General features: G+C 69.4%; 21 protein-coding genes and 2 tRNA genes. 7 read left to right on the plus strand and 16 right to left on the minus strand.

From position 1 onward, the window contains the following. Window positions 1-3: 3 nt before the first annotated feature. The 7 genes from MRBLMI1x_RS11375 to MRBLMI1x_RS11405 all read right to left on the minus strand — a co-directional run bounded on the left by MRBLMI1x_RS11375 (window position 4) and on the right by MRBLMI1x_RS11405 (window position 2,640). Window positions 4-492, minus strand: coding sequence for a DUF2017 family protein (locus tag MRBLMI1x_RS11375; protein WP_311870224.1), 489 nt, complete (start codon window positions 490-492; stop codon window positions 4-6). Continuing rightward, window positions 489-788 carry an ATP-dependent Clp protease adapter ClpS gene (clpS, locus tag MRBLMI1x_RS11380; RefSeq protein ID WP_116229060.1) on the minus strand — a complete coding sequence of 100 codons (300 nt, stop codon included), beginning with the start codon at window positions 786-788 and terminating at the stop codon, window positions 489-491. The genes MRBLMI1x_RS11375 and clpS overlap by 4 nt, the downstream gene beginning before the upstream one ends. Next, window positions 779-1,129 carry a metallopeptidase family protein gene (locus MRBLMI1x_RS11385; protein ID WP_026302964.1) on the minus strand — a complete coding sequence of 117 codons (351 nt, stop codon included), beginning with the start codon at window positions 1,127-1,129 and terminating at the stop codon, window positions 779-781. Before MRBLMI1x_RS11385 ends, clpS begins: the two co-directional genes overlap by 10 nt. 25 nt (window positions 1,130-1,154) lie before the next feature. Next, window positions 1,155-1,230: transfer RNA gene (locus MRBLMI1x_RS11390), tRNA-His, on the minus strand. Between the two features lie 34 nt (window positions 1,231-1,264). Next, entirely contained in the window at window positions 1,265-1,885 is a 621-nt protein-coding gene (gene orn / locus MRBLMI1x_RS11395) for an oligoribonuclease (RefSeq protein ID WP_018188002.1), read from the minus strand. A 46-nt stretch (window positions 1,886-1,931) separates the two neighbouring features. After that, a tRNA-Arg gene (locus MRBLMI1x_RS11400) sits at window positions 1,932-2,004 on the minus strand. A gap of 27 nt (window positions 2,005-2,031) precedes the next feature. After that, the gene (locus MRBLMI1x_RS11405) at window positions 2,032-2,640 is read right to left on the minus strand and encodes a YczE/YyaS/YitT family protein (protein ID WP_018188001.1); all 609 of its coding nucleotides are present in this window, start codon (window positions 2,638-2,640) and stop codon (window positions 2,032-2,034) included. Between the two features lie 60 nt (window positions 2,641-2,700). On the opposite strand from MRBLMI1x_RS11405, the gene MRBLMI1x_RS11410 reads away from it, so the two are divergent. Then, window positions 2,701-4,125, plus strand: coding sequence for a PLP-dependent aminotransferase family protein (locus MRBLMI1x_RS11410; RefSeq protein ID WP_018188000.1), 1,425 nt, complete (start codon window positions 2,701-2,703; stop codon window positions 4,123-4,125). A 5-nt stretch (window positions 4,126-4,130) separates the two neighbouring features. Here the strand turns inward: MRBLMI1x_RS11410 and MRBLMI1x_RS11415 are convergent, their stop codons facing one another. Further along, window positions 4,131-4,376: a hypothetical protein gene (locus MRBLMI1x_RS11415; RefSeq protein WP_018187999.1), complete on the minus strand. Its 246-nt coding sequence runs from the start codon at window positions 4,374-4,376 to the stop codon at window positions 4,131-4,133. A gap of 125 nt (window positions 4,377-4,501) precedes the next feature. Between MRBLMI1x_RS11415 and msrA the strand changes: the two genes are divergently transcribed. From msrA to MRBLMI1x_RS11440, 5 genes are all read left to right on the plus strand, one after another. Further along, window positions 4,502-5,026 carry a peptide-methionine (S)-S-oxide reductase MsrA gene (gene msrA, locus MRBLMI1x_RS11420; protein WP_018187998.1) on the plus strand — a complete coding sequence of 175 codons (525 nt, stop codon included), beginning with the start codon at window positions 4,502-4,504 and terminating at the stop codon, window positions 5,024-5,026. Between the two features lie 196 nt (window positions 5,027-5,222). Beyond that, window positions 5,223-5,708 carry a single-stranded DNA-binding protein gene (locus tag MRBLMI1x_RS11425; protein WP_018187997.1) on the plus strand — a complete coding sequence of 162 codons (486 nt, stop codon included), beginning with the start codon at window positions 5,223-5,225 and terminating at the stop codon, window positions 5,706-5,708. 46 nt (window positions 5,709-5,754) lie between these two features. Beyond that, a complete protein-coding gene (locus MRBLMI1x_RS11430) occupies window positions 5,755-6,252 on the plus strand; it encodes a DUF6993 domain-containing protein (RefSeq protein WP_363458859.1) in 498 nt (165 codons plus the stop codon). A 50-nt stretch (window positions 6,253-6,302) separates the two neighbouring features. Continuing rightward, window positions 6,303-7,982, plus strand: coding sequence for an energy-dependent translational throttle protein EttA (gene ettA, locus MRBLMI1x_RS11435; RefSeq protein ID WP_018187995.1), 1,680 nt, complete (start codon window positions 6,303-6,305; stop codon window positions 7,980-7,982). Next, window positions 7,975-8,454, plus strand: a complete 480-nt coding sequence (locus tag MRBLMI1x_RS11440) for an acyl-CoA thioesterase (protein WP_116229063.1) — start codon at window positions 7,975-7,977, stop codon at window positions 8,452-8,454. The genes ettA and MRBLMI1x_RS11440 overlap by 8 nt, the downstream gene beginning before the upstream one ends. A 6-nt stretch (window positions 8,455-8,460) precedes the next feature. Here MRBLMI1x_RS11440 and MRBLMI1x_RS11445 read toward each other — a convergent pair whose 3' ends face one another. Further along, window positions 8,461-9,333, minus strand: coding sequence for an acyl-CoA thioesterase (locus MRBLMI1x_RS11445; protein ID WP_020097243.1), 873 nt, complete (start codon window positions 9,331-9,333; stop codon window positions 8,461-8,463). Window positions 9,334-9,395: 62 nt separating this feature from the next. Between MRBLMI1x_RS11445 and MRBLMI1x_RS11450 the strand changes: the two genes are divergently transcribed. Beyond that, the gene (locus MRBLMI1x_RS11450) at window positions 9,396-10,070 is read left to right on the plus strand and encodes a hypothetical protein (protein WP_363458862.1); all 675 of its coding nucleotides are present in this window, start codon (window positions 9,396-9,398) and stop codon (window positions 10,068-10,070) included. Between the two features lie 12 nt (window positions 10,071-10,082). On the opposite strand, the gene MRBLMI1x_RS11455 is transcribed toward MRBLMI1x_RS11450, so the two are convergent. The 7 genes from MRBLMI1x_RS11455 to pepN form a co-directional block, all read right to left on the minus strand. After that, window positions 10,083-10,520: a globin gene (locus MRBLMI1x_RS11455; RefSeq protein WP_336126375.1), complete on the minus strand. Its 438-nt coding sequence runs from the start codon at window positions 10,518-10,520 to the stop codon at window positions 10,083-10,085. Window positions 10,521-10,528: 8 nt separating this feature from the next. After that, the gene (locus MRBLMI1x_RS11460) at window positions 10,529-11,620 is read right to left on the minus strand and encodes a mechanosensitive ion channel family protein (RefSeq protein ID WP_018187990.1); all 1,092 of its coding nucleotides are present in this window, start codon (window positions 11,618-11,620) and stop codon (window positions 10,529-10,531) included. A gap of 10 nt (window positions 11,621-11,630) precedes the next feature. Beyond that, window positions 11,631-12,284 carry a response regulator gene (locus tag MRBLMI1x_RS11465; protein WP_414685641.1) on the minus strand — a complete coding sequence of 218 codons (654 nt, stop codon included), beginning with the start codon at window positions 12,282-12,284 and terminating at the stop codon, window positions 11,631-11,633. 71 nt (window positions 12,285-12,355) lie between these two features. Continuing rightward, window positions 12,356-13,609: a sensor histidine kinase gene (locus tag MRBLMI1x_RS11470; RefSeq protein WP_363458864.1), complete on the minus strand. Its 1,254-nt coding sequence runs from the start codon at window positions 13,607-13,609 to the stop codon at window positions 12,356-12,358. 9 nt (window positions 13,610-13,618) lie between these two features. Next, entirely contained in the window at window positions 13,619-14,446 is an 828-nt protein-coding gene (locus MRBLMI1x_RS11475) for an ABC transporter permease subunit (RefSeq protein ID WP_363458866.1), read from the minus strand. After that, window positions 14,443-15,357, minus strand: a complete 915-nt coding sequence (locus tag MRBLMI1x_RS11480; protein ID WP_336123671.1) for an ABC transporter ATP-binding protein — start codon at window positions 15,355-15,357, stop codon at window positions 14,443-14,445. Before MRBLMI1x_RS11480 ends, MRBLMI1x_RS11475 begins: the two co-directional genes overlap by 4 nt. Window positions 15,358-15,463: 106 nt before the next feature. After that, a complete protein-coding gene (gene pepN / locus MRBLMI1x_RS11485) occupies window positions 15,464-18,013 on the minus strand; it encodes an aminopeptidase N (protein WP_363458869.1) in 2,550 nt (849 codons plus the stop codon). Window positions 18,014-18,077: the final 64 nt, after the last annotated feature.

The following is an 18,077-nucleotide window of genomic DNA, read 5'->3' on the forward strand; positions in this document are numbered from 1 at the left end:
TGCTCAGGCGTCGAGCGCCTGCACGAGCATCTCGAGGCGGTAGCCGATCCACTCGTACACGCCGAACCGGGCGTCGCCGTCGCCGCGCTGCTCTTCGTCCGTCACCCCGAGCCGGTCCGCCAGCACCAGCCGAAGGGCGGCGAGCGTGCGGAGCCAGGCACCGGCGGCATCCGGGGTCAGGTCGACCACGAGGATGTCCTCGGCGGCGGCGCGGTCGAGCTGATCGATGTCGAGGTCCTGCCCGTCGTGCCGCAGGGACGCGCGGACGATGCCCGCATCCGCCGCCCGTCGTGCCAGGAGGTCGTCCTCGGTCAGGCGACGGAACTCCGCCGCTGCCTCTGCGTCGTCGGCGTAGGCGTCCGGCACGAGTCGGCGCACGGCCGGGTCGGAGCCGTCGTGCGAGGTCACGACGTCTTCGAACTGTCCGACGAGATCGGACAGATGCGCGGCTTCGAGGAGCGTCAGCTCCATGGCGACAGCGTGGCCAGTCACGACCCCGCCTCTCGCACGGTCGCCCACAGCCCGTAGTCGTGCATCGCCTGAGCGTGCAGCTCCATCTGCTCCCGCGCCCCCTCGGCGACGACCGCGTGCCCGTCGTGGTGGACGGCGAGCATCAGCCGGTGCGCCTTCTCACGCGAGAATCCGAAGTACTGGCGGAAGATGTGCTCCACGTAGCTCATGAGGTTGACGGGGTCGTTCCAGACGACGGTCTGCCAGGGTCCCGAGGTGGATGCCTGCAGGTCCGTCCGCTCGTCGATCTCCGGCGACGCGATGCTCATCAGGCCCACCCCAGCTCGTGCAGTCGGGCATCGTCGATGCCGTAGAAGTGGGCGATCTCGTGGACGAGGGTCGTGTGCACCTCATCACGGAGGTCGTCGACGTCATCGCACGCGTCCAGGTGCGGTTCCCGGTAGAGGATGATGCGATCCGGGAGGTCACCCATGCCGTACTGGTCCCGCTCCGTCAACGCGAGGCCGTCGTACAGCCCCAACAGGTCGAGTGAGCCGTCCTCGGGACGGTCCTCGACGACGAACACGACGTTGTCGAGCCCCACGACCATGTCGTCGGGCAACCCATCGAGTTCGGACGCAACCAGATCCTCGAATGCCTCGGCATCCATATCGATCATGACCACGCCTCACGCGGAGAAGATATGGGGTGAGTAACGGGACTTGAACCCGCGACCCCCTGGACCACAACCAGGTGCTCTACCAACTGAGCTATACCCACCATGTGCCCGTCTCCGGGCAACCCCACAAGTGTATTACAGTCCGGAGGCGAACGATGACACGGCGGATGCCGCGGCGGTGCGCGCGTCGTCGCTCGACGGTCCGGGGGCGTCCACGAAGACCGTCTCGCGGTAGTACGCGAGCTCGCGGACGCTCTCGCGGATGTCGGCGAGGGCGCGATGGCCGCCGTCCTTCGCCGGAGCGTTGAAGTAGGCGCGGGGGTACCACCGACGGGCGAGCTCCTTCACGCTCGACACGTCGACGTTGCGGTAGTGCAGCCACCGATCGACGCGGGGCATGTAGCGCGCGAGGAACATGCGGTCGGTGCCGATCGTGTTGCCCGCGAGCGGGGCCTTGCCTTCGGGGACGAACCGCTGGATGTACTCGAGCACCTGGAATTCGGCGTCGGCGAGGCTCACCCCGTTCGGGATCTCTGCGAGAAGGCCGGAGCTCTCGTGCATCTTCGTCACGAAGTCGTTCATGTGCGCGAGGGCGGAGTCGTCGGGCTTGATCACGATCTGGAAGCCGGGGTCGAGGACGTTGAGCTCGAAGTCGGTAATGACGACGGCGACTTCCACGAGCTCGTCGACCGACAGGTCGAGGCCCGTCATCTCGCAGTCGATCCAGACGAGGCGGTCGTTCTCCGCAGCTGACACGTGGTCTCCTCCCACAGGAGTCGTCCGCGGACACGGCGACTCGGAGCCCCTCCAGGAGGATTCGAACCCCCGACCTGGCGGGTAGAAACCGCTCGCTCTATCCACTGAGCTATGGAGGGAAGGATGCTCGCCCCCCAGGCTACCGCTCACACGGTTATGGTCGCTCGGCGCGCGCGCAGGGCGCGCCACCGCGCCGACACGTCGAGGGCGACGTGGACGCCGGGACCGATGAGGACCGCGAACAGCACCGTGCCGAGGCCTACGGTGCCGCCGAGCAGCCACCCGGTGACGAGGACGCTCCCTTCGACGGCGAACCGGCAGACCCAGATCGGCCATCCGAACCGAGCGTGGAGGCCGGTCATCAACCCGTCGCGCGGCCCCGGTCCGAGGTCGGCGCCGAGGTAGATCCCGGATGCCGCGGCGATGAGCGCGATGCCGAACACGAAGACGAGAACGCCCAAGAGGTAGTTCTCGACGGGCGGGATGACCGCAAGCGCCCCCTGCATGACGGTTCCGACGACGAGGATGTTCGCGATCGTGCCGATGCCGGGGCGTTGACGGAGCGGGATCCAGGCGAGGAGGACGAGCGCGCCGGTGATGACGACGATCCAGCCGATCCCGATACCCGTCTGCACGGAGAGTCCCTCGGCGAGGACCGTCCAGGGGTCGAGTCCGATGCCGGCCTGGACGAGGACGGCGCAGCCGATGCCGAACAGGGCGAGTCCGATGACGAGGCGGAGGAGGCGCAGAAGCATGGACCCATTCCACCGTAAGATTGGCCTTCTGTATGCAGTCCAATCTCGAAAAGGTGGACCATGGACTCTCGGATCGGTGCCCGAAGCCTCGCCGCTGCACTCGGTGGCTGGCGGACCAGGACGCCCACCTACGAGGCCCTGGCCGACGGCATCCGTCTTCTCTGTCTCGATAACCGCGTCGCCGCCCACACCGCCCTGCCCGCCGAGCGCGAACTCGCGGCGACACTCGGCCTGAGTCGGGCGACGGTCGCGGCGGCCTATCGCTCGCTCCGCGAGAGCGGTCACATCGAGAGCACGCGGGGATCGGGCAGCATCACGCTTCCCCAGGTGCGCCGAGGAGCCGGTCGAGTGTTCGACGACGGCGAGGGCATCGACCTGCAGCAGGCCAGTCCGGCGGCGTGGCCCGGCCTTGCGGGCGTCATCGCCGAGGTCGGAGCGGATGCCGCATCCCTCGTCGGCCGGCCCGGTTACGACATCGTCGGCAGCAGCGAACTCCGGACGGCCATCGCCGACCGCTACACCGCACGCGGGATTCCGACTGCCCCGGACGAGATCCTGGTCACGAACGGGGGACAGCACGCCATCCACCTCGTCACGGCCGCTCTCCTCGGGCCGGGGATGACGGCGCTGCTCGAGACGCCCACGTACCCGCATGCGACCGAGGCGATCAAGGCCACGGGAGCGCGCGTGACCGGAACACCGGTGACCGTCGACGGCGGCTGGGACCTCGATCGTGCCGAGCAGACCTTCCGGCGTGCGCGTCCGACCCTCGCCTATCTCATGCCGTGGTTCCAGAACCCGACGGGGCGGTCGATGTCCCCGACGGATGCCGCGACCTTCCGCGCCGCAGCCGAACGCGCGGGGACGGTGCTCGTGATCGACGAGACGACCGCCGAGCTGATAATCGACGGCACCGCTCCAGAACCGTTGGACTTCGGACCTCATGCCGTGCGGATCGGTTCACTGGGCAAGACGGTGTGGGGTGGGCTGCGGGTCGGCTGGGTGCGGGCGGACCGAACCTTCGTGCGGCGGCTGGTGGCTTCCCGCCCCCGTCGCGATCTCGGCACCGCCGAGTTCGAGCAAGCCGTCGCCTCGCGTCTCATGCGTCTGATGCCCGACATCCTGCCGCAGCGCGCCGAGTTGCTCGGCCGGGGGAGGGATGCCGCCGTGGCCGCGCTCCGCGCATCGTTCCCGACGTGGGATGTCCCCGTCCCGGCGGGCGGAGTCTCGTTGTGGGTGGGGATGGACGCTCCGCTCAGCGGATCGCTCGTCCTGGCGGCTCGGCGCGAGGGAGTCCTCCTGTCGGCGGGCCCGCGTTTCTCCGTGGACGGCGGATACGACGCGCACCTTCGCGTGCCGTTCACCGCCCCGCCCGAGCAACTGCGGGACGCGATCACGGTGCTGGCACGACTGTGGCCCGAAGTGGGCGGCGCGGGTGCGGGGCACGCGCAGGACGAGAGCGAGGCCGTCGCCGCCATCGTCTGAGCGTGTCAGCGCGAGTCGTGGAGGACGGCCACCGCGTCCTCCATCCGCCAGAAATCGCCGAGCTCGACGAAGCCACCGGCCGCAGGGCGGAACCGGCGCGCGCGATAGCGCGTGGCGAGGTCGTCGCCGATGCGGGCCACGTGTCCGACGACCCGGCCCTCGGGGTCGACGACGCGCGACAGGCGGTCGGAGACAGGTGTGAGGCGATATCGGCGGAGCCGGACATCGGTGTTCGGTGCGATGGTGGTCACGGGGCCTCCTCTGCGTCGATTCGCAGGGTACGCTCGGCCACCGACACGCACCTTCGGGACGGAACATCGCGCCCGCCGTCGGCGTTGTCCCTCGTGACGATCCCACAGTGAAAGGAAGGTCTCGCATGCAGACCTATGTGCTTGCCGGAGGCTGCTTCTGGTGTCTCGACGCCGCGTACCGCGCTCTCGAGGGAGTCGAGTCGGTCGAATCTGGCTACATCGGCGGTTCCGTGGCGTCGCCCACGTACGAGCAGGTGTGCACCGGCACGACCGGTCACGCTGAGGCCGTCAAGGTGACGTTCGACGAGGAGATCATCCCTTCCGACGTCATCCTCGATGCGTTCTTCACCATGCACGACCCGCGCCAGCTCAACCGGCAGGGCAACGACGTCGGCACCCAGTACCGCTCCGCCATGTTCCCCGCCGATGACGCGCAGCGCGAGGAGTTCCAGCGCGCCGCGGAACGTGCCGCGGATTGGTGGGGTGGCGGACTGGTCACCACGATGGAGCCCCTCGGCGAGTGGTACCCCGCCGAGGACTACCACCAGGACTTCTTCACCAAGAACCCGGGCCAGGGCTACTGCCTGGCCGTCGCGGTGCCGAAGGTGAACAAGGTCCGGGCCCGGTTCGGGGAGTACGCCCGCCGCTGATCCTCCCCGGCGGACCTCATGGTCTCCGCCTTCTCCCCACGCGCCCCGGTCGCCGACGGTTTCCACCGTTCGGCGACCGGGGCGCCGTCGTGCCGGGCGTCAACGGAATCCTGAAGGGGCTCCGACGCCCGCCGGGCACGCGGGCGTCGGAGCATCGAGCGGGCACAACCGTGCCCCGACGACTGAAGGAGTCGAAATGAAGGATCACATCACGATCGTCGGCAACGTCGGGGCCGACCCCGAGTACCGTCGACTTCCCGACGGCACGCCCGTCGTGTCGCTGCGGGTCGCCAGCACCGACCGCCGTTACGACGTGAAGGCGGGCGCGTGGGTCGACGGGCTCACCAGCTGGTACCGCGTCTCGGTCTTCCGGACGCTCGGAGAGCACGTCGCCGCTTCCGTCCGTCGAGGTCAGCGCATCGTCGTGCACGGAACCCTCGCCATCAAGCGGTGGGAGGCCGGTGACAAGTCCGGAACGGATGCCGAGATCGACGCCGTCGCACTGGGACACGACCTCGCCTTCGGGACGTCGGTGTTCACGCGCGACGAGAAGCCGCGCGGTCAGGCCGACACCGGCGAATCGGCGACGGAGTGGGCGGCGCCGGGCGCGGAATCCGGGGCCGACGCAGACAGCGCGGACGAGCGGACCTGGCAGGCCGAACCCGCCGCCACGCCGTTCTGACTCGCACCCAGCCGGCTCGGAGGCCGCACGCCCTAGACTCTCGCCCGTGCGCAGACACCAGCCCTCCCGGGGATCCCGCCTGCTCCTGCTCGCGCTCTCGCCCGTGGTGGTGGTGACGCTCGCCGCATGTGCACCCGGGTCGAGCCCGGCGCCCTCCGAGCCCGCGACCTCCTCTGCAGCTGCGCCCAGCCCCGCGGGGTCGGCGACACCCACCGCCACAGCCGCTGCGGACTCCGCCGAGGCGCGTCTGCCCGACTTCACGTCGGTGATGGATGCCGTCTGGCGGGACTCGGCATCCGTCAAGGGGCGCGTCTACGTCGACGCCCTGGTGGCGGCGGGGTTCCCGAAGAAGGCGATGCAGGTCACGGAGGACGAGACCTCGATCGGCAATCCCGCGGACAGCATCCAGTTCTCCGTCCGAATCGGCGACGAGTGCCTCGTCGGACAGGTCGGTCCGTCGGTGGCGAAGCCGACGGCGCTCGTGATGCCCGGCCTCGCCGACGGTGCGTGCCTGCTCGGACAGACCCGATCGATCGATTGGTGACACCCGGACCGTCCCGTCACGAGGGACGACCCACGTAGACTTGGGCCGTTATGGCCGAATACATCTACTCCATGGTCCGCGCCCGCAAGGCCGTCGGCGAAAAGCTCATCCTCGACGACGTCACGATGGCGTTCCTGCCCGGCGCCAAGATCGGCATGGTCGGCCCGAACGGCGCCGGTAAGTCGACGATCCTGAAGATCATGGCGGGTCTCGACACCCCGTCCAACGGCGAGGCGAAGCTCTCGCCCGGGTTCTCGGTCGGCATCCTCATGCAGGAGCCCGAGCTCGACGAGTCGAAGACCGTCCTCGAGAACATCCAGGACGGCGTGGCGATCAAGCCCAAGCTCGACCGGTTCAACGAGATCTCCGCGCTCATGGCCGATCCCGACGCCGACTTCGACGCGCTCCTCGCCGAGATGGGGACGCTGCAGGAGGAGATCGACGCCGCGGACGGCTGGGATCTCGACTCGCAGCTGTCGCAGGCCATGGACGCACTCCGCACGCCTCCGGCAGACGCCGCGATCGCCCCGCTCTCCGGTGGCGAGAAGCGCCGCGTCGCCCTCGCCAAGCTCCTGCTCCAGAAGCCGGACCTTCTGCTCCTCGACGAGCCCACCAACCACCTCGACGCCGAGAGCGTGCTCTGGCTCGAGCAGCACCTGCAGGCCTACAAGGGTGCGGTCATCGCCATCACCCACGACCGGTACTTCCTCGACAACGTCGCGGAGTGGATCGCCGAGGTCGACCGCGGCCGCCTCATCGGCTACGAGGGCAACTACTCGACCTACCTTGAGAAGAAGGGCGAGCGTCTCGAAGTCCAGGGCAAGAAGGACGCCAAGCTCGCGAAGCGCCTGAAGGAAGAGCTCGAGTGGGTCCGCTCGAGCGCGAAGGGCCGCCAGACGAAGTCGAAGGCGCGCCTGGCTCGCTACGAAGAGATGGCGGCCGAGGCGGAGCGGACGAGGAAGCTCGACTTCGAGGAGATCTCGATCCCGCCCGGGCCGCGCCTGGGAAGTGTCGTGATCGAAGCCAAGAAGCTCCAGAAGGGCTTCGACGGCCGCTCGCTCATCGACGGCCTCAGCTTCAGCCTGCCGCCGAACGGCATCGTCGGCGTCATCGGCCCGAACGGCGTCGGCAAGACCACGCTCTTCAAGACGATCGTCGGCCTCGAGCCCCTCGACGGCGGCGACCTGAAGATCGGCGAGACAGTCAAGATCAGCTACGTCGACCAGTCACGCTCGAACATCGACCCGAACAAGACGCTGTGGGAGGTCGTCTCGGACGGCCTCGACATCATCACGGTCGGCAAGACCGAGATCCCCTCGCGCGCCTACGTCTCGAAGTTCGGCTTCAAGGGGCCGGACCAGCAGAAGAAGGCGGGAGTGCTCTCCGGCGGTGAGCGCAACCGCCTGAACCTCGCGCTCACGCTGAAGGAGGGCGGGAACCTGCTCCTCCTCGACGAGCCCACGAACGACCTCGACGTCGAGACCCTGAGCTCCCTCGAGAACGCTCTGCTGGAGTTCCCCGGCTGCGCCGTGGTCATCACCCACGACCGGTGGTTCCTCGACCGCATCGCGACGCACATCCTCGCGTACGAGGGCACCGCCGAGAAGCCCGACCAGTGGTACTGGTTCGAGGGCAACTTCGAGGCGTACGAGGCGAACAAGATCGAGCGGCTCGGCGCCGACGCGGCGAACCCCGCGAAGTCGACGTACCGCAAGCTCACGCGTGACTGACCCCCGCATCCGCGTTCCCATCCACCTGCGGTGGGGCGATCTCGACGCGTACAACCACGTCAACAACGCCGCGATGCTGAAGCTCCTCGAAGAGGCGCGCGTGCGCGCCTTCTGGGTGCCCGGCGCGGGGGAGCGGGTCGTCCCGACCGCGGTCATCGACGCGAGCCACGGCGCGGCGCAGCTGACCCTCATCGCCCGCCAGGAGATCGAGTACCTCGCACCGGTTCCCTACCAGCGCGATCCGATCGACGTGCAGATGTGGTTCGGGAAGATCGGCGGATCGAGCGCCGAGGTCCACTACGAGGTCTTCACGCCCGCGGGCCAGGAGCCGCAGACGCTGTACGCCCGGGCATCCACCGTCATCGTCCAGGTGGATGCCGGGACCGGCCGTCCCGTGCGGTTGTCGCCCGAAACGCGGAAGGCCTGGGAGCCGTTCCTCGGCGAACCGCTGCCGCCGCTCGGACGACGCTGAGTCCGGTCAGTCCGCGTCCGGGATGCGGACCATGATCTCCTGAGCGACGGAGGCGACCAACTCTCCCTCGCGAGAGAAGATCCGCCCCGTCGCGAGCCCTCGGCCGCCCTGCGCGCTCGGCGACTGCTGGACGTACAGCAGCCACTCGTCGACGCGGGCGGGACGGTGCCACCACATGGCGTGGTCGAGACTCGCGACCTTCAGTCCGGGCGTGGCCCACGAGGCTCCGTGGGCACGGAGGACCGATTCCTGGATCGTCAGATCGCTCATGTACGCGAGCGCGGCCCGGTGCACGCGCGGATCGTCGGGAACCTCGCCGCGCGTGCGCACCCACACCGACTGGTGCGCGACGCGGTCGCTGCCGACGCTCGCATAGATGGGATCTTCGACGTGGCGCACCTCGACGGGGCTCTGATCGAAGTGGCGCTTGCTCATTGGGTGCAGCCCCGCCAGGACGGAGTCATCGGACAGGTCATCCGGTCCGGGGATGCCGCTCGGCATCTCGTCCTGGTGCTCGAGTCCCGTCGCGTCGACCTCGAAGGACGCGATCATGGAGAAGATCGGCACGCCCTCCTGGAAGGCCTGGGTGCGCCGCGTGGAGAATGACCGCCCGTCGTGGATGCGATCGACCGAGAAGGTCATGCCGCGCGTCGAGTCACCCGGGCGGAGGAAGTACCCGTGCATCGAGTGGGCGGCGCGGCCGTCGTCGACCGTTCGTTCCGCCGCGATGACCGCCTGCGCGAGGACCTGACCGCCGAACACCCGACCCAACGGCATCGCCTGCGACACCCCGGTGAAGATGTCCTCCGTGGTGCGGGCGTCGCTCGAGGACAGATCCAGGACGGCCAGCAGCCCGTCGACGTGGCCCGATTCGCTCACGGCGTTCCTTTCCGGGGAGCCCGATGTCATCCCGTGGGCGCCCGGTTGGTAGTTTAGGTCGGATGTCCCCGCAGCTCGTTTTCCCCGACCCGCGCTCGGCGGCCGACCTCCTCACGTTCGCCGGGCGGGCCGCGCGGCTGGGCGACCCGGCGGTGCGGCTGCGGGCCGCCGGCGGGACCCTGGCCGTCTCCGCGGCCCCGCTGTCACCGCGCGGCTTCGGCGACGACACCCCGACGGTCCTCGGGATGCGCTTCCTCTCCATCGACCCCGAACTGGAGTGCGACCTCGTCGTGGATGCCGGTGCCCTCCGCGCCGGCGAGGACCCGAGGCGTGTGGGACTTCCCGACAGCGGCGTCTCCGCCGCGTGGGCGGGCATCTCGCCGCCCCGCGCGGGCTGGCTGCCCGGCTCGCCGGTCGCGGTCGATGCGTTCGCACGGTCGGTCCGTCGCGGAGTGGATGCCGTGGCGACGGCGCTGCCGGCGGCACCCGGCGAGGACCTCGTCCGGACAGTCCGAGCCGCCGTGTGGGGCGCACCCGACGCGGAGCTGGACGGTCTCGTCGCGGGAGTGGCGTTCGCGGCGGACGCCCTCGGGTTCCTCGGCGCGGACGGGAACGAAGAGGCATCCGTCCGACGGACCGGGACGTGGACCCGTGTCAGCCTGTCCCGCGGACACGTGCTGGTCCGGGCCGGCAACCCGACCGGACTGACCACGGTCCGCTCGACCGGCGGTCGCTGACCGCGCGGGGGCTCACGCCCCGGGGTGCAACGGCAGGTTCGTGCCGCCGCGGGGCTCGGTTTTCGGGCCGGCGCCGGTCGGTTCGAAGGTATTCACCATCGCGTGGGCGGCGCGCTGAAGATAATCCCAGAGGGTCGCCTCGTGCAGAGGCGACAGCTGCGCTTCGTCCACCGCGATCCGCATCGCCCGCAGCCAGCGGTCGCGCGCCTCGGGGTTGACGTGGAAAGGCATGTGACGCATGCGGAGGCGCGGGTGACCCCGCGTCTCGCCGTAGGTCGTCGGTCCGCCCCAGTACTGCTCGAGGAACAGCAGCAGCCGCTCAGCGGCGGGTCCGAGGTCCTCCTCGGGGTACATCGGCCGCAGGATGTCGTCGGCGGCCACTTCGCGGTAGAAGGCATCCACGAGGCGACGGAACACGTCGTGTCCGCCGACCTCGTCGTAGAAGCTCATCTGCTCGCTCACGGCGCCGCACTCCCCTCGGGGGCGTCCCCGTCGGTCCGTCCCCGCTTCTTCGGGCGCCACGCGAGACGCTGCGGCGCCGCCGGCGGAGTGATCTGCTGTGGCTTCGTCTTGGGCGGGTTCGCACCGCGCACGCTCTGAGCCGCGTCCGCTCCGGTGAGGAAGACGGAGTCGAGCTGGGGGAGGGGGACGCCCAGCTCGTCGAGCGCCTTCTTCAGTCGTGCGCGCAGCGCACGGGACACGTCGTCCTTCGCGTTCGGGCGGGTCCTCACCACGAGGCGCGTGACGATGGTCTCGCCGCCGATGGACTCGAGACCCCAGACCTCGGGCTTGTCGATGATGCGCGTGCGCCACTTCGGTTCGCGGACGAGGTCCTTCGCGGCCGTGAGCATCGCGTCCTCGACGGCGTCGAGGTCTGCGTCGACGGGCACGCCCACGTCGATGACGACGCGCGCCCAGCCTTGCGACATGTTGCCGATGCGGAGGATCTCGCCGTTGCGGACGAACCACAGTGTGCCGTTCACGTCGCGGACGTGGGTGACGCGGACGCTCACGTACTCGACGACACCCGTCGCCAGCCCCACGTCGACGACGTCGCCGATGCCGATCTGGTCCTCCGCGACGATGAAGATGCCGTTCAGGACGTCCTTGACGATGTTCTGCGCTCCGAATCCGAGGCCGGCGCCGATCGCCGCCGACAACAGGGTGAACGACGCGAGGACACCCGGGTTCAGGATGTAGACGATCGTCAGCGCGGCGATGATGACGATCGCGACGTTGACGATGTTGGTGAGGATCGACCCCAGGGTGCGGGTGCGCTGCACGACCCGGACCTGTGCGAGCGGCGACATGTCGATCGCGCGCGTGTCCTCCGCCGCGGCGCGCGACTTGGCGCCGGTGACGATGCGATCGACGACTCGGCCGATCAGTCGGCGCATGATCCACGAGAGGAGCAGTGCGAGCACGACGGTCACGACGACCCACAGGAGGCTCCAGCCCGCCGAGACGAGGAAGGCGAGGAATCCGTCGCGGATGGCCTCCCACCCTTCGGGAGGTGTCGAAGCGGATGCGGCGTCAACGATCGTGGTCATCGTCTCGATCCTAACGACGGGTCTCGCCATCCACCTGAACGCCCTCGGCGGCGTGCTCCCACGGACTCGCCAGCCCGTGGGCGATGAGGACGGCGTGGACGCGGTCGCGGGCCGGGAGCTTCGCGAGGATCCGGCCGACATGCGTCTTGACCGTCGACTCGCCGAGGAACAGTTCCTCGGCGATCTCGGTGTTCGTGAGGCCTCGCGCCATCGCCTGCAGCACGTCCTGCTCGCGCGACGTGAGGAGATCGAGCCCGGCCGACCCCGTCACCGGCGGGGGAGCGGCATCCGCCCCCTGTGCTGCGGTCACGAGTTCGATCATCCGCCGGACGATGCGAGGGGCGAGAGTGGCTTCCCCCGCGGCGACGGCGCGGACAGCGGCGACGAGCTCATCGCGCCCGGCATCCTTCAGGAGGAAGCCGCCCGCTCCGGCGCGGAGGGCGCCGAACGCGTACTCGTCCAGATCGAACGTGGTGAGCACGAGCACGCGGGCGCCGGGGTGGTCCCGAGCGATCGTCGCCGTGGCCTCGATTCCGTCGACCCCCGGCATCCGGACGTCCATCAAGACCACATCGGGACGCAGGCGTGCCGTCGCCTCGATGGCCTCCGCACCGTCCCCGGCCTCGCCGACCACCTCGATCCCGTCGGCGGCTTCGAGGACCATGCGGAACCCGAGGCGGATGAGCGATTGGTCGTCGACGATCAGCACCCGCACCGCGGCGGAAGGGGACGTACTCACGAGGCGGACTCCTGTCGGGGAATGCGGGCGGCGACCGACCAGCCGTGGGGACGGCGCGGACCTGCCGTGATGGTGCCTCCCGCGAGCCCGACGCGCTCTCGCAGACCGCGCAGGCCGAAGCCAGCGGTGTGCTCTGAGGCGGACGTCGGAAGGCCGTCGTCCGTGACGGTGACGGACACGCCGTCCGGATCGTGCTGGATCGCCACGTCGATGCGGGTGGCCGCCGACGCATGGCGGAGGACGTTCGTCACGCTCTCCTGCACGATCCGCGAGACGGCGAGCTGAGTGCGGGAGTCGAGATCTGCCGGATCACCCGAGACGACCAATCGGGTGTCGAACCCGGCCGCACGCGCGGACGCGACTGTCTCCGTCGTGGTGTCCCGGGCGAGCGGCGCGAGCGGAGCCGCATCCGCGTCGCGCAGGATGCCGAGGGTCGCCCGCATGTCTTTCAGTGCCTCTCTGCCCGTCGCCGCGATGGCCTCGACGCCGGGGCGCGTGCGCTCGGCATCGTTCGAGGCTGCCACGCCTTCGGCCAGGGCGACCATGACGGTGAGCGAGTGGGCGACGATGTCGTGGAGCTCCCGCGCGATGCGCTCGCGCTCCGCTGACGAGGCGAGCTGCGCCTGGTGGTCGCGCTCGACGACGAGGCGACGCGAATGATCGATGAGGGCAGCCACGTAGCGTGCCCGCGAGCCGACGTTCGCTCCGATCAGCCCGCCGATGACGGCGTTCAGCCCCTCGTTGACGAGCGCACCCCACAGGACGGTCGTCGAGATGACGCCGGTCCCCGCCAGGACGAGGCCCGCTCCCGCCAGGACGATCATCCCCGCGGCGACCGCGACGAGGGTGGCACGTGTGCTGACGTAGACCGCGACGGCGTAGGTGGCGACGAGCACCAGCGGGCCGTTGATCGGGGTCGGCGCGAACAGGTAGGCCAGCGCCACGACGAACGACACGACGAACACGAGCAGCGGGTGCCGGCGCCGCAGGAGGAGCGAGAGACATCCCAGGCCCGCGACGACCATCAACGTCGGCAGCACGCGTCGCCATTCGGCCCCCTCGGTGCCGACGCCGTCGGGGAGGACGGGGGTGGCGAGGACGGGGATCGCCGAGACTATCAGACACACGACGACGACGAGCGTGTCGGCGAAGAACGGATGCCGGGCCCAATACCGTCGGAGCACGCCCGGCGGACGCGGAAGCCGCAGCTCCCCCTCGGAAGAGGAGGAGCTGCGGCTTCTGTTCGTCACGCCAAGACCTTACGCGTCCCGTACCCGCAGGACGGCCCAGCCGCTGAGGAGGGCCGCCGCAGGCCACGCGAGCAGAACGATGACGTTCCGAACGGTCTCGCTCGCGGGGTTGGTCGTCAAAGCCCCCGCCGCGGTCGACGGGAGGTAGTTGTAGAGGTCGATGAGCCACTGCCACGACGGTCCGCCGAAGCTGAACAGCCCCATGACGATCGGCAGGACGAAGAGGATGCCGACGGTCGCTGCGATCGCACCGGCACCGTTACGGATGAGGAATCCGCTCCCGAGCCCGAGCAGACCGAACGTCGCCATCGAGATGACCGCGTAGGCGAGGGGGATCCACGTCAGCTCTGCGTTGCCCCAGTCGAATCCGTTGTCGGCGTAGACCGGTGTGACGATCAGGATCGAGATGAGCGAGGTCACGACGGTGGTCACGATCAGCGTCGCCGCGACAACCAGCGCCTTCGCGATCAGCACGGCACCGCGGCGCGGTTCAGCGGTCAGACTCGACCGGATCATGCCCGTGGAGTACTCGCCCGTGATCGCTATGGCACCCAGGATGCCCGCCACGAGCATCGTGAACTGCAGGGGTGAGACCACGGCCGTCATGGGGTTCGCCACCATCTGACCGGGGCCGTCGGCGAGGCTGTTCATGATCGCCGCGATCAACAGTGAGATCCCGGCGGCGAGGGCGACCGTGACGGCGAGCGACCACCAGGTGGAACGCAGCGTGAAGAGCTTGATCGCTTCGCTCTGCACCAGGCGGAGGAAGCCCAGACGGTAGGTCGACGACGGCGCCGAGGAACGCGCCGCGACGCGGGTGTCGGTCGTGGTGGTCATGATGCGGCCCCCTGCGTGCGGTATTCGACGGAACCCTCGGTGAGGGCGAGGTAGGCGTCCTCGAGCGACCCACTGCGCGGGGTGAGCTCGTGGAGGGCGATGCCGTGCTGCGCGGCGATGTCGCCGACGGCGGCGGCGGTCGTGCCGGTGATGTCGAGGAGGCCCGACTCGGAGGACGTCACGGTGATGTCGGCCCCCGCCACGAGCTGCGCCAGCTCGGCAGCGCGCGGCGAACGGACCGTCACGGCACTGCGCGTCCAGGCGGCGACGAGGTCGGCGATGGTCGCATCCGCGAGCACTCGTCCTCGTCCGAGGACGATGACGTGGTCGGCCGTGAGGGACATCTCGCTCATGAGGTGGCTCGACAGCAGCACGGTGCGGCCGGATGCCGCCTGTGCGCGCACGAACTGGCGCACCCAGCGCACGCCCTCGGGGTCGAGACCGTTCACGGGCTCGTCGAGGATGAGCGTCTGCGGGTCGCCGAGAAGCGCCGCCGCGATCCCGAGCCGCTGTCCCATGCCGAGCGAGAACTTGCCGGCTCGGCGCTTCGCGACGCTCTGCAGGCCGGTGATCTCGATCACCTCGTCCACGCGTGAACGCGGGATGCCGTGGGTCGCCGCCATGGCCAGCAGGTGGTTGCGCGCGCTCCGCCCGGTGTGCACCGCCTTCGCGTCGAGGAGGATCCCCACCTCGGTCAGAGGCGAACGCAGCGATCGGTAGTCGCGTCCGTCCAGCGTGACGCGTCCGGCGGTCGGCTTGTCGAGTCCCACGATCATTCGCATGGTGGTGGACTTGCCGGCGCCGTTCGGCCCCAGGAACCCCGTTACCTTGCCGGATTGGACCGTGAAGTTCACGCCATCGACGGCTGTCTTGTCTCCGTACCTCTTCGTGAGGCCTTCTGCAACGATCATGCAGCCCACGCTACGGAGCGGCCGGCCCACCCCGCGTCCCCCGTGAGCGGGAGATCGCGGCGGGGCATGTCCCCCTGTGGTACGACATGCCCCGCCGCGGCCGTGCTCAGTCCTGTGCGTCGCGCTCCTGCACCGAGAGGGCGCGCTCGACGCCCGCGAGGTTCTCGTTCACGAGACGACGCAGGGCCGCGGGTGCGTCGCGGTGGTCTGCGAGCCATCCACGCGTCGCGTCGCGCAGCGCGGTGTTCGCCAGCGGCGCCGGGAACAGGCCCACGATGAGGTACTGCGCGATCTGGTACGTGCGCGACTCCCAGACGGGCAGCAGCATGTCGAAGTACGCGCCGACGAAGTCGCCGAGAGCCTCGATCCCGGCGGGGTGGACGAAGCCGGCCGCCGCCGAACGGACGACCGTGTTCGGAAGATCGGCGTTGTCGATGAGCGACGCCCACGCGGCACGCTTCGCGTCGACCGTGGGCAGCGCGGCGCGCGCCTGTGCGGCGAACTCGCCGCCCTTGGCGGTGTTGTCGGACGCCAGCGCGTCGTCGATGTCGGCAGCCGAGACGACGCCACCGGCGGCGAGCGACACGAGGAGGGCCCACGAGAGGTCCGCATCGATGTCGAGTCCGGGGAGGGTGAGTTCACCCGAGCGCAGCTGTCCGACTCGCTCCCAGTCCGCGGCGGTCGCGGCCGCCGAGGCGTAGGCCGTCACGAACTGCAGCTGGCTGTCGCTTCCCGCCTCGGCATCGCGGGCGAGATCCCACAGGCCGTCGGCGACACGCTGGCGCGCGGCATCCCGCTTCTTCGGCGACACGTACGAGTTCGCGGCCAGCTGGAGCTGCCCGAGCGTCGTGCGGACGGTCGTTGACTCGGTCTCGGTCCCGATGTTCTGGAGCACGAGATCGATGTACTCGGATGCCGAGGCTTCGGCGTCGCGCGTCTGATCCCACGCGGCACCCCAGACGAGTGAGCGGGCGAGCGGGTCGCTGATCTTGCTCAGGTGGGCCGTCGCCGTCTTGAGCGACCGCTCGTCGAGGCGGATCTTCGCGTACGCCAGGTCGTCATCGTTGAGGAGGACGAGGTCGGGCTGAGTGAGGCCGACGAGCTCGGGCGCCTCGGTGAGGTCGCCATCGACGTCGAGTTCGACGTGGTGGGTCCGGACGAGCGTGTCTGCCTGGAGCGAGTAGAAACCGACCCCGAGGCGGTGCGGGCGGATCGTCGGGTAGTCGGCGGGCGCCGTCTGCACGATGGCGAACCGCGTGATGGTGCCGTCGCCGTCGACGCGGATCTCGGGGGCGAGCGTGTTCACGCCCGCGGTCTCGAGCCACTTCTTCGACCAGGTCGTCAGCTCGCGGCCGCTGGTGGCCTCGAGCTCGACGAGCAGGTCGCTGAGCTCCGTGTTGCCCCAGGCGTTCTTCTGAAAGTAGGCCGACACCCCGGCGAAGAATGCCTCGATGCCGACCCATGCGGCGAGCTGCTTGAGGACGGAGCCGCCCTTGGCATAGGTGATGCCGTCGAAGTTGACCTGCACGTCCTCGAGGTCGTTGATCTCGGCGAAGACCGGGTGGGTCGAGGGGAGCTGGTCCTGGCGGTACGCCCAGGTCTTCTCCATGGCGTTGAACGTCGTCCACGCCTCGGTCCACTCGGTCGCCTCGGCGGTCGCGATCGTGGAGGCCCACTCGGCGAACGACTCGTTCAGCCAGAGGTCGTTCCACCACTTCATGGTGACGAGGTCGCCGAACCACATGTGGGCGAGCTCGTGGAGGATCGTGACGACGCGGCGTTCCTTGACGGCATCCGTCACCTTGGAGCGGAAGACATAGGTCTCGGTGAAGGTCACCGCGCCGGCGTTCTCCATCGCACCCGCGTTGAACTCGGGAACGAACAGCTGGTCGTACTTCGCGAACGGGTAGGGGACGCCGAACTTGTCCTCGAAGTAGGCGAATCCCTGCCGCGTCTTCTCGAAGACGTAGTCGGCGTCGAGGTACTGCCACAGGCTCTTGCGTGCGTAGACGCCGAGCGGGATGGTGCGACCGTCCGAACTCGTGAGCTCGGAGAACACCTGCTCGTAAGGACCGGCGACGAGCGCCGTGATGTAGGAGGAGATGCGCGGGGTCGGGTCGAACGACCAGGTCGCGACGCCGTCGCCGGCGGGCTGCGGCTCGGGGGTCGGGGAGTTGGAGACGACCTTCCACGCGTCCGGAGCGGTGACGGTGAAGCGGAACGTCGCCTTCAGGTCGGGCTGCTCGAAGACGGCGAAGACGCGCCGGGAATCCGGCACCTCGAACTGCGAATAGAGGTAGACCTCGCCGTCGACGGGGTCGACGAAGCGGTGGAGGCCCTCGCCCGTGTTGGTGTACTCGCAGTCGGCGACGACGACGAGCTCGTTCTCGTCGGTGAGCCCTTCGAGGGCGATGCGGGAGTCCGCGTAGACGGCGGAGGGGTCGAGCGTCCGGCCGTTGAGAGTGATCTCGCGGATGCCGCGGGCGATCAGATCGACGAAGGTCGAGGCGCCGGCGGTCGCGGCGAAGCGGATGACGCTCCGAGACTCGAAGACCTCGTCACCGGTGGTCAGATCGAGCGTGACGTCGTACGAATGCGTCTCGACGGTCGCGCGGCGCTCCTGCGCTTCGATGCGGGTGAGGTTCTCTCCAGGCACGTTCGTGTCTCCCAGGGGTGAGGGTGGGGTGCCGCGGACGGGCGCTGCTGGCGCCGACGGCAAC

The organism is Microbacterium sp. LMI1x-1-1.1, assembly GCF_040676205.1.
Classification (GTDB): Bacteria; Actinomycetota; Actinomycetes; order Actinomycetales; family Microbacteriaceae; genus Microbacterium; species Microbacterium aquilitoris.

Bases quoted from the DNA above. Each gene is read 5' to 3' on its own strand.
- MRBLMI1x_RS11460 (WP_018187990.1), bottom strand. From the start codon at position 11,620: ATGACCACGATCGTTGACGCCGCATCCGCTTCGACACCTCCCGAAGGG.
- msrA (WP_018187998.1), top strand. From the start codon at position 4,502: ATGCAGACCTATGTGCTTGCCGGAGGCTGCTTCTGGTGTCTCGACGCC.
- MRBLMI1x_RS11465 (WP_414685641.1), bottom strand. From the start codon at position 12,284: ATGGTCCTCGAAGCCGCCGACGGGATCGAGGTGGTCGGCGAGGCCGGG.
- MRBLMI1x_RS11450 (WP_363458862.1), top strand. From the start codon at position 9,396: ATGTCCCCGCAGCTCGTTTTCCCCGACCCGCGCTCGGCGGCCGACCTC.
- MRBLMI1x_RS11410 (WP_018188000.1), top strand. From the start codon at position 2,701: ATGGACTCTCGGATCGGTGCCCGAAGCCTCGCCGCTGCACTCGGTGGC.
- MRBLMI1x_RS11385 (WP_026302964.1), bottom strand. From the start codon at position 1,129: ATGATCGATATGGATGCCGAGGCATTCGAGGATCTGGTTGCGTCCGAA.
- MRBLMI1x_RS11475 (WP_363458866.1), bottom strand. From the start codon at position 14,446: ATGACCACCACGACCGACACCCGCGTCGCGGCGCGTTCCTCGGCGCCG.
- ettA (WP_018187995.1), top strand. From the start codon at position 6,303: ATGGCCGAATACATCTACTCCATGGTCCGCGCCCGCAAGGCCGTCGGC.
- MRBLMI1x_RS11455 (WP_336126375.1), bottom strand. From the start codon at position 10,520: ATGAGCTTCTACGACGAGGTCGGCGGACACGACGTGTTCCGTCGCCTC.
- MRBLMI1x_RS11405 (WP_018188001.1), bottom strand. From the start codon at position 2,640: ATGCTTCTGCGCCTCCTCCGCCTCGTCATCGGACTCGCCCTGTTCGGC.
- MRBLMI1x_RS11425 (WP_018187997.1), top strand. From the start codon at position 5,223: ATGAAGGATCACATCACGATCGTCGGCAACGTCGGGGCCGACCCCGAG.
- MRBLMI1x_RS11480 (WP_336123671.1), bottom strand. From the start codon at position 15,357: ATGATCGTTGCAGAAGGCCTCACGAAGAGGTACGGAGACAAGACAGCC.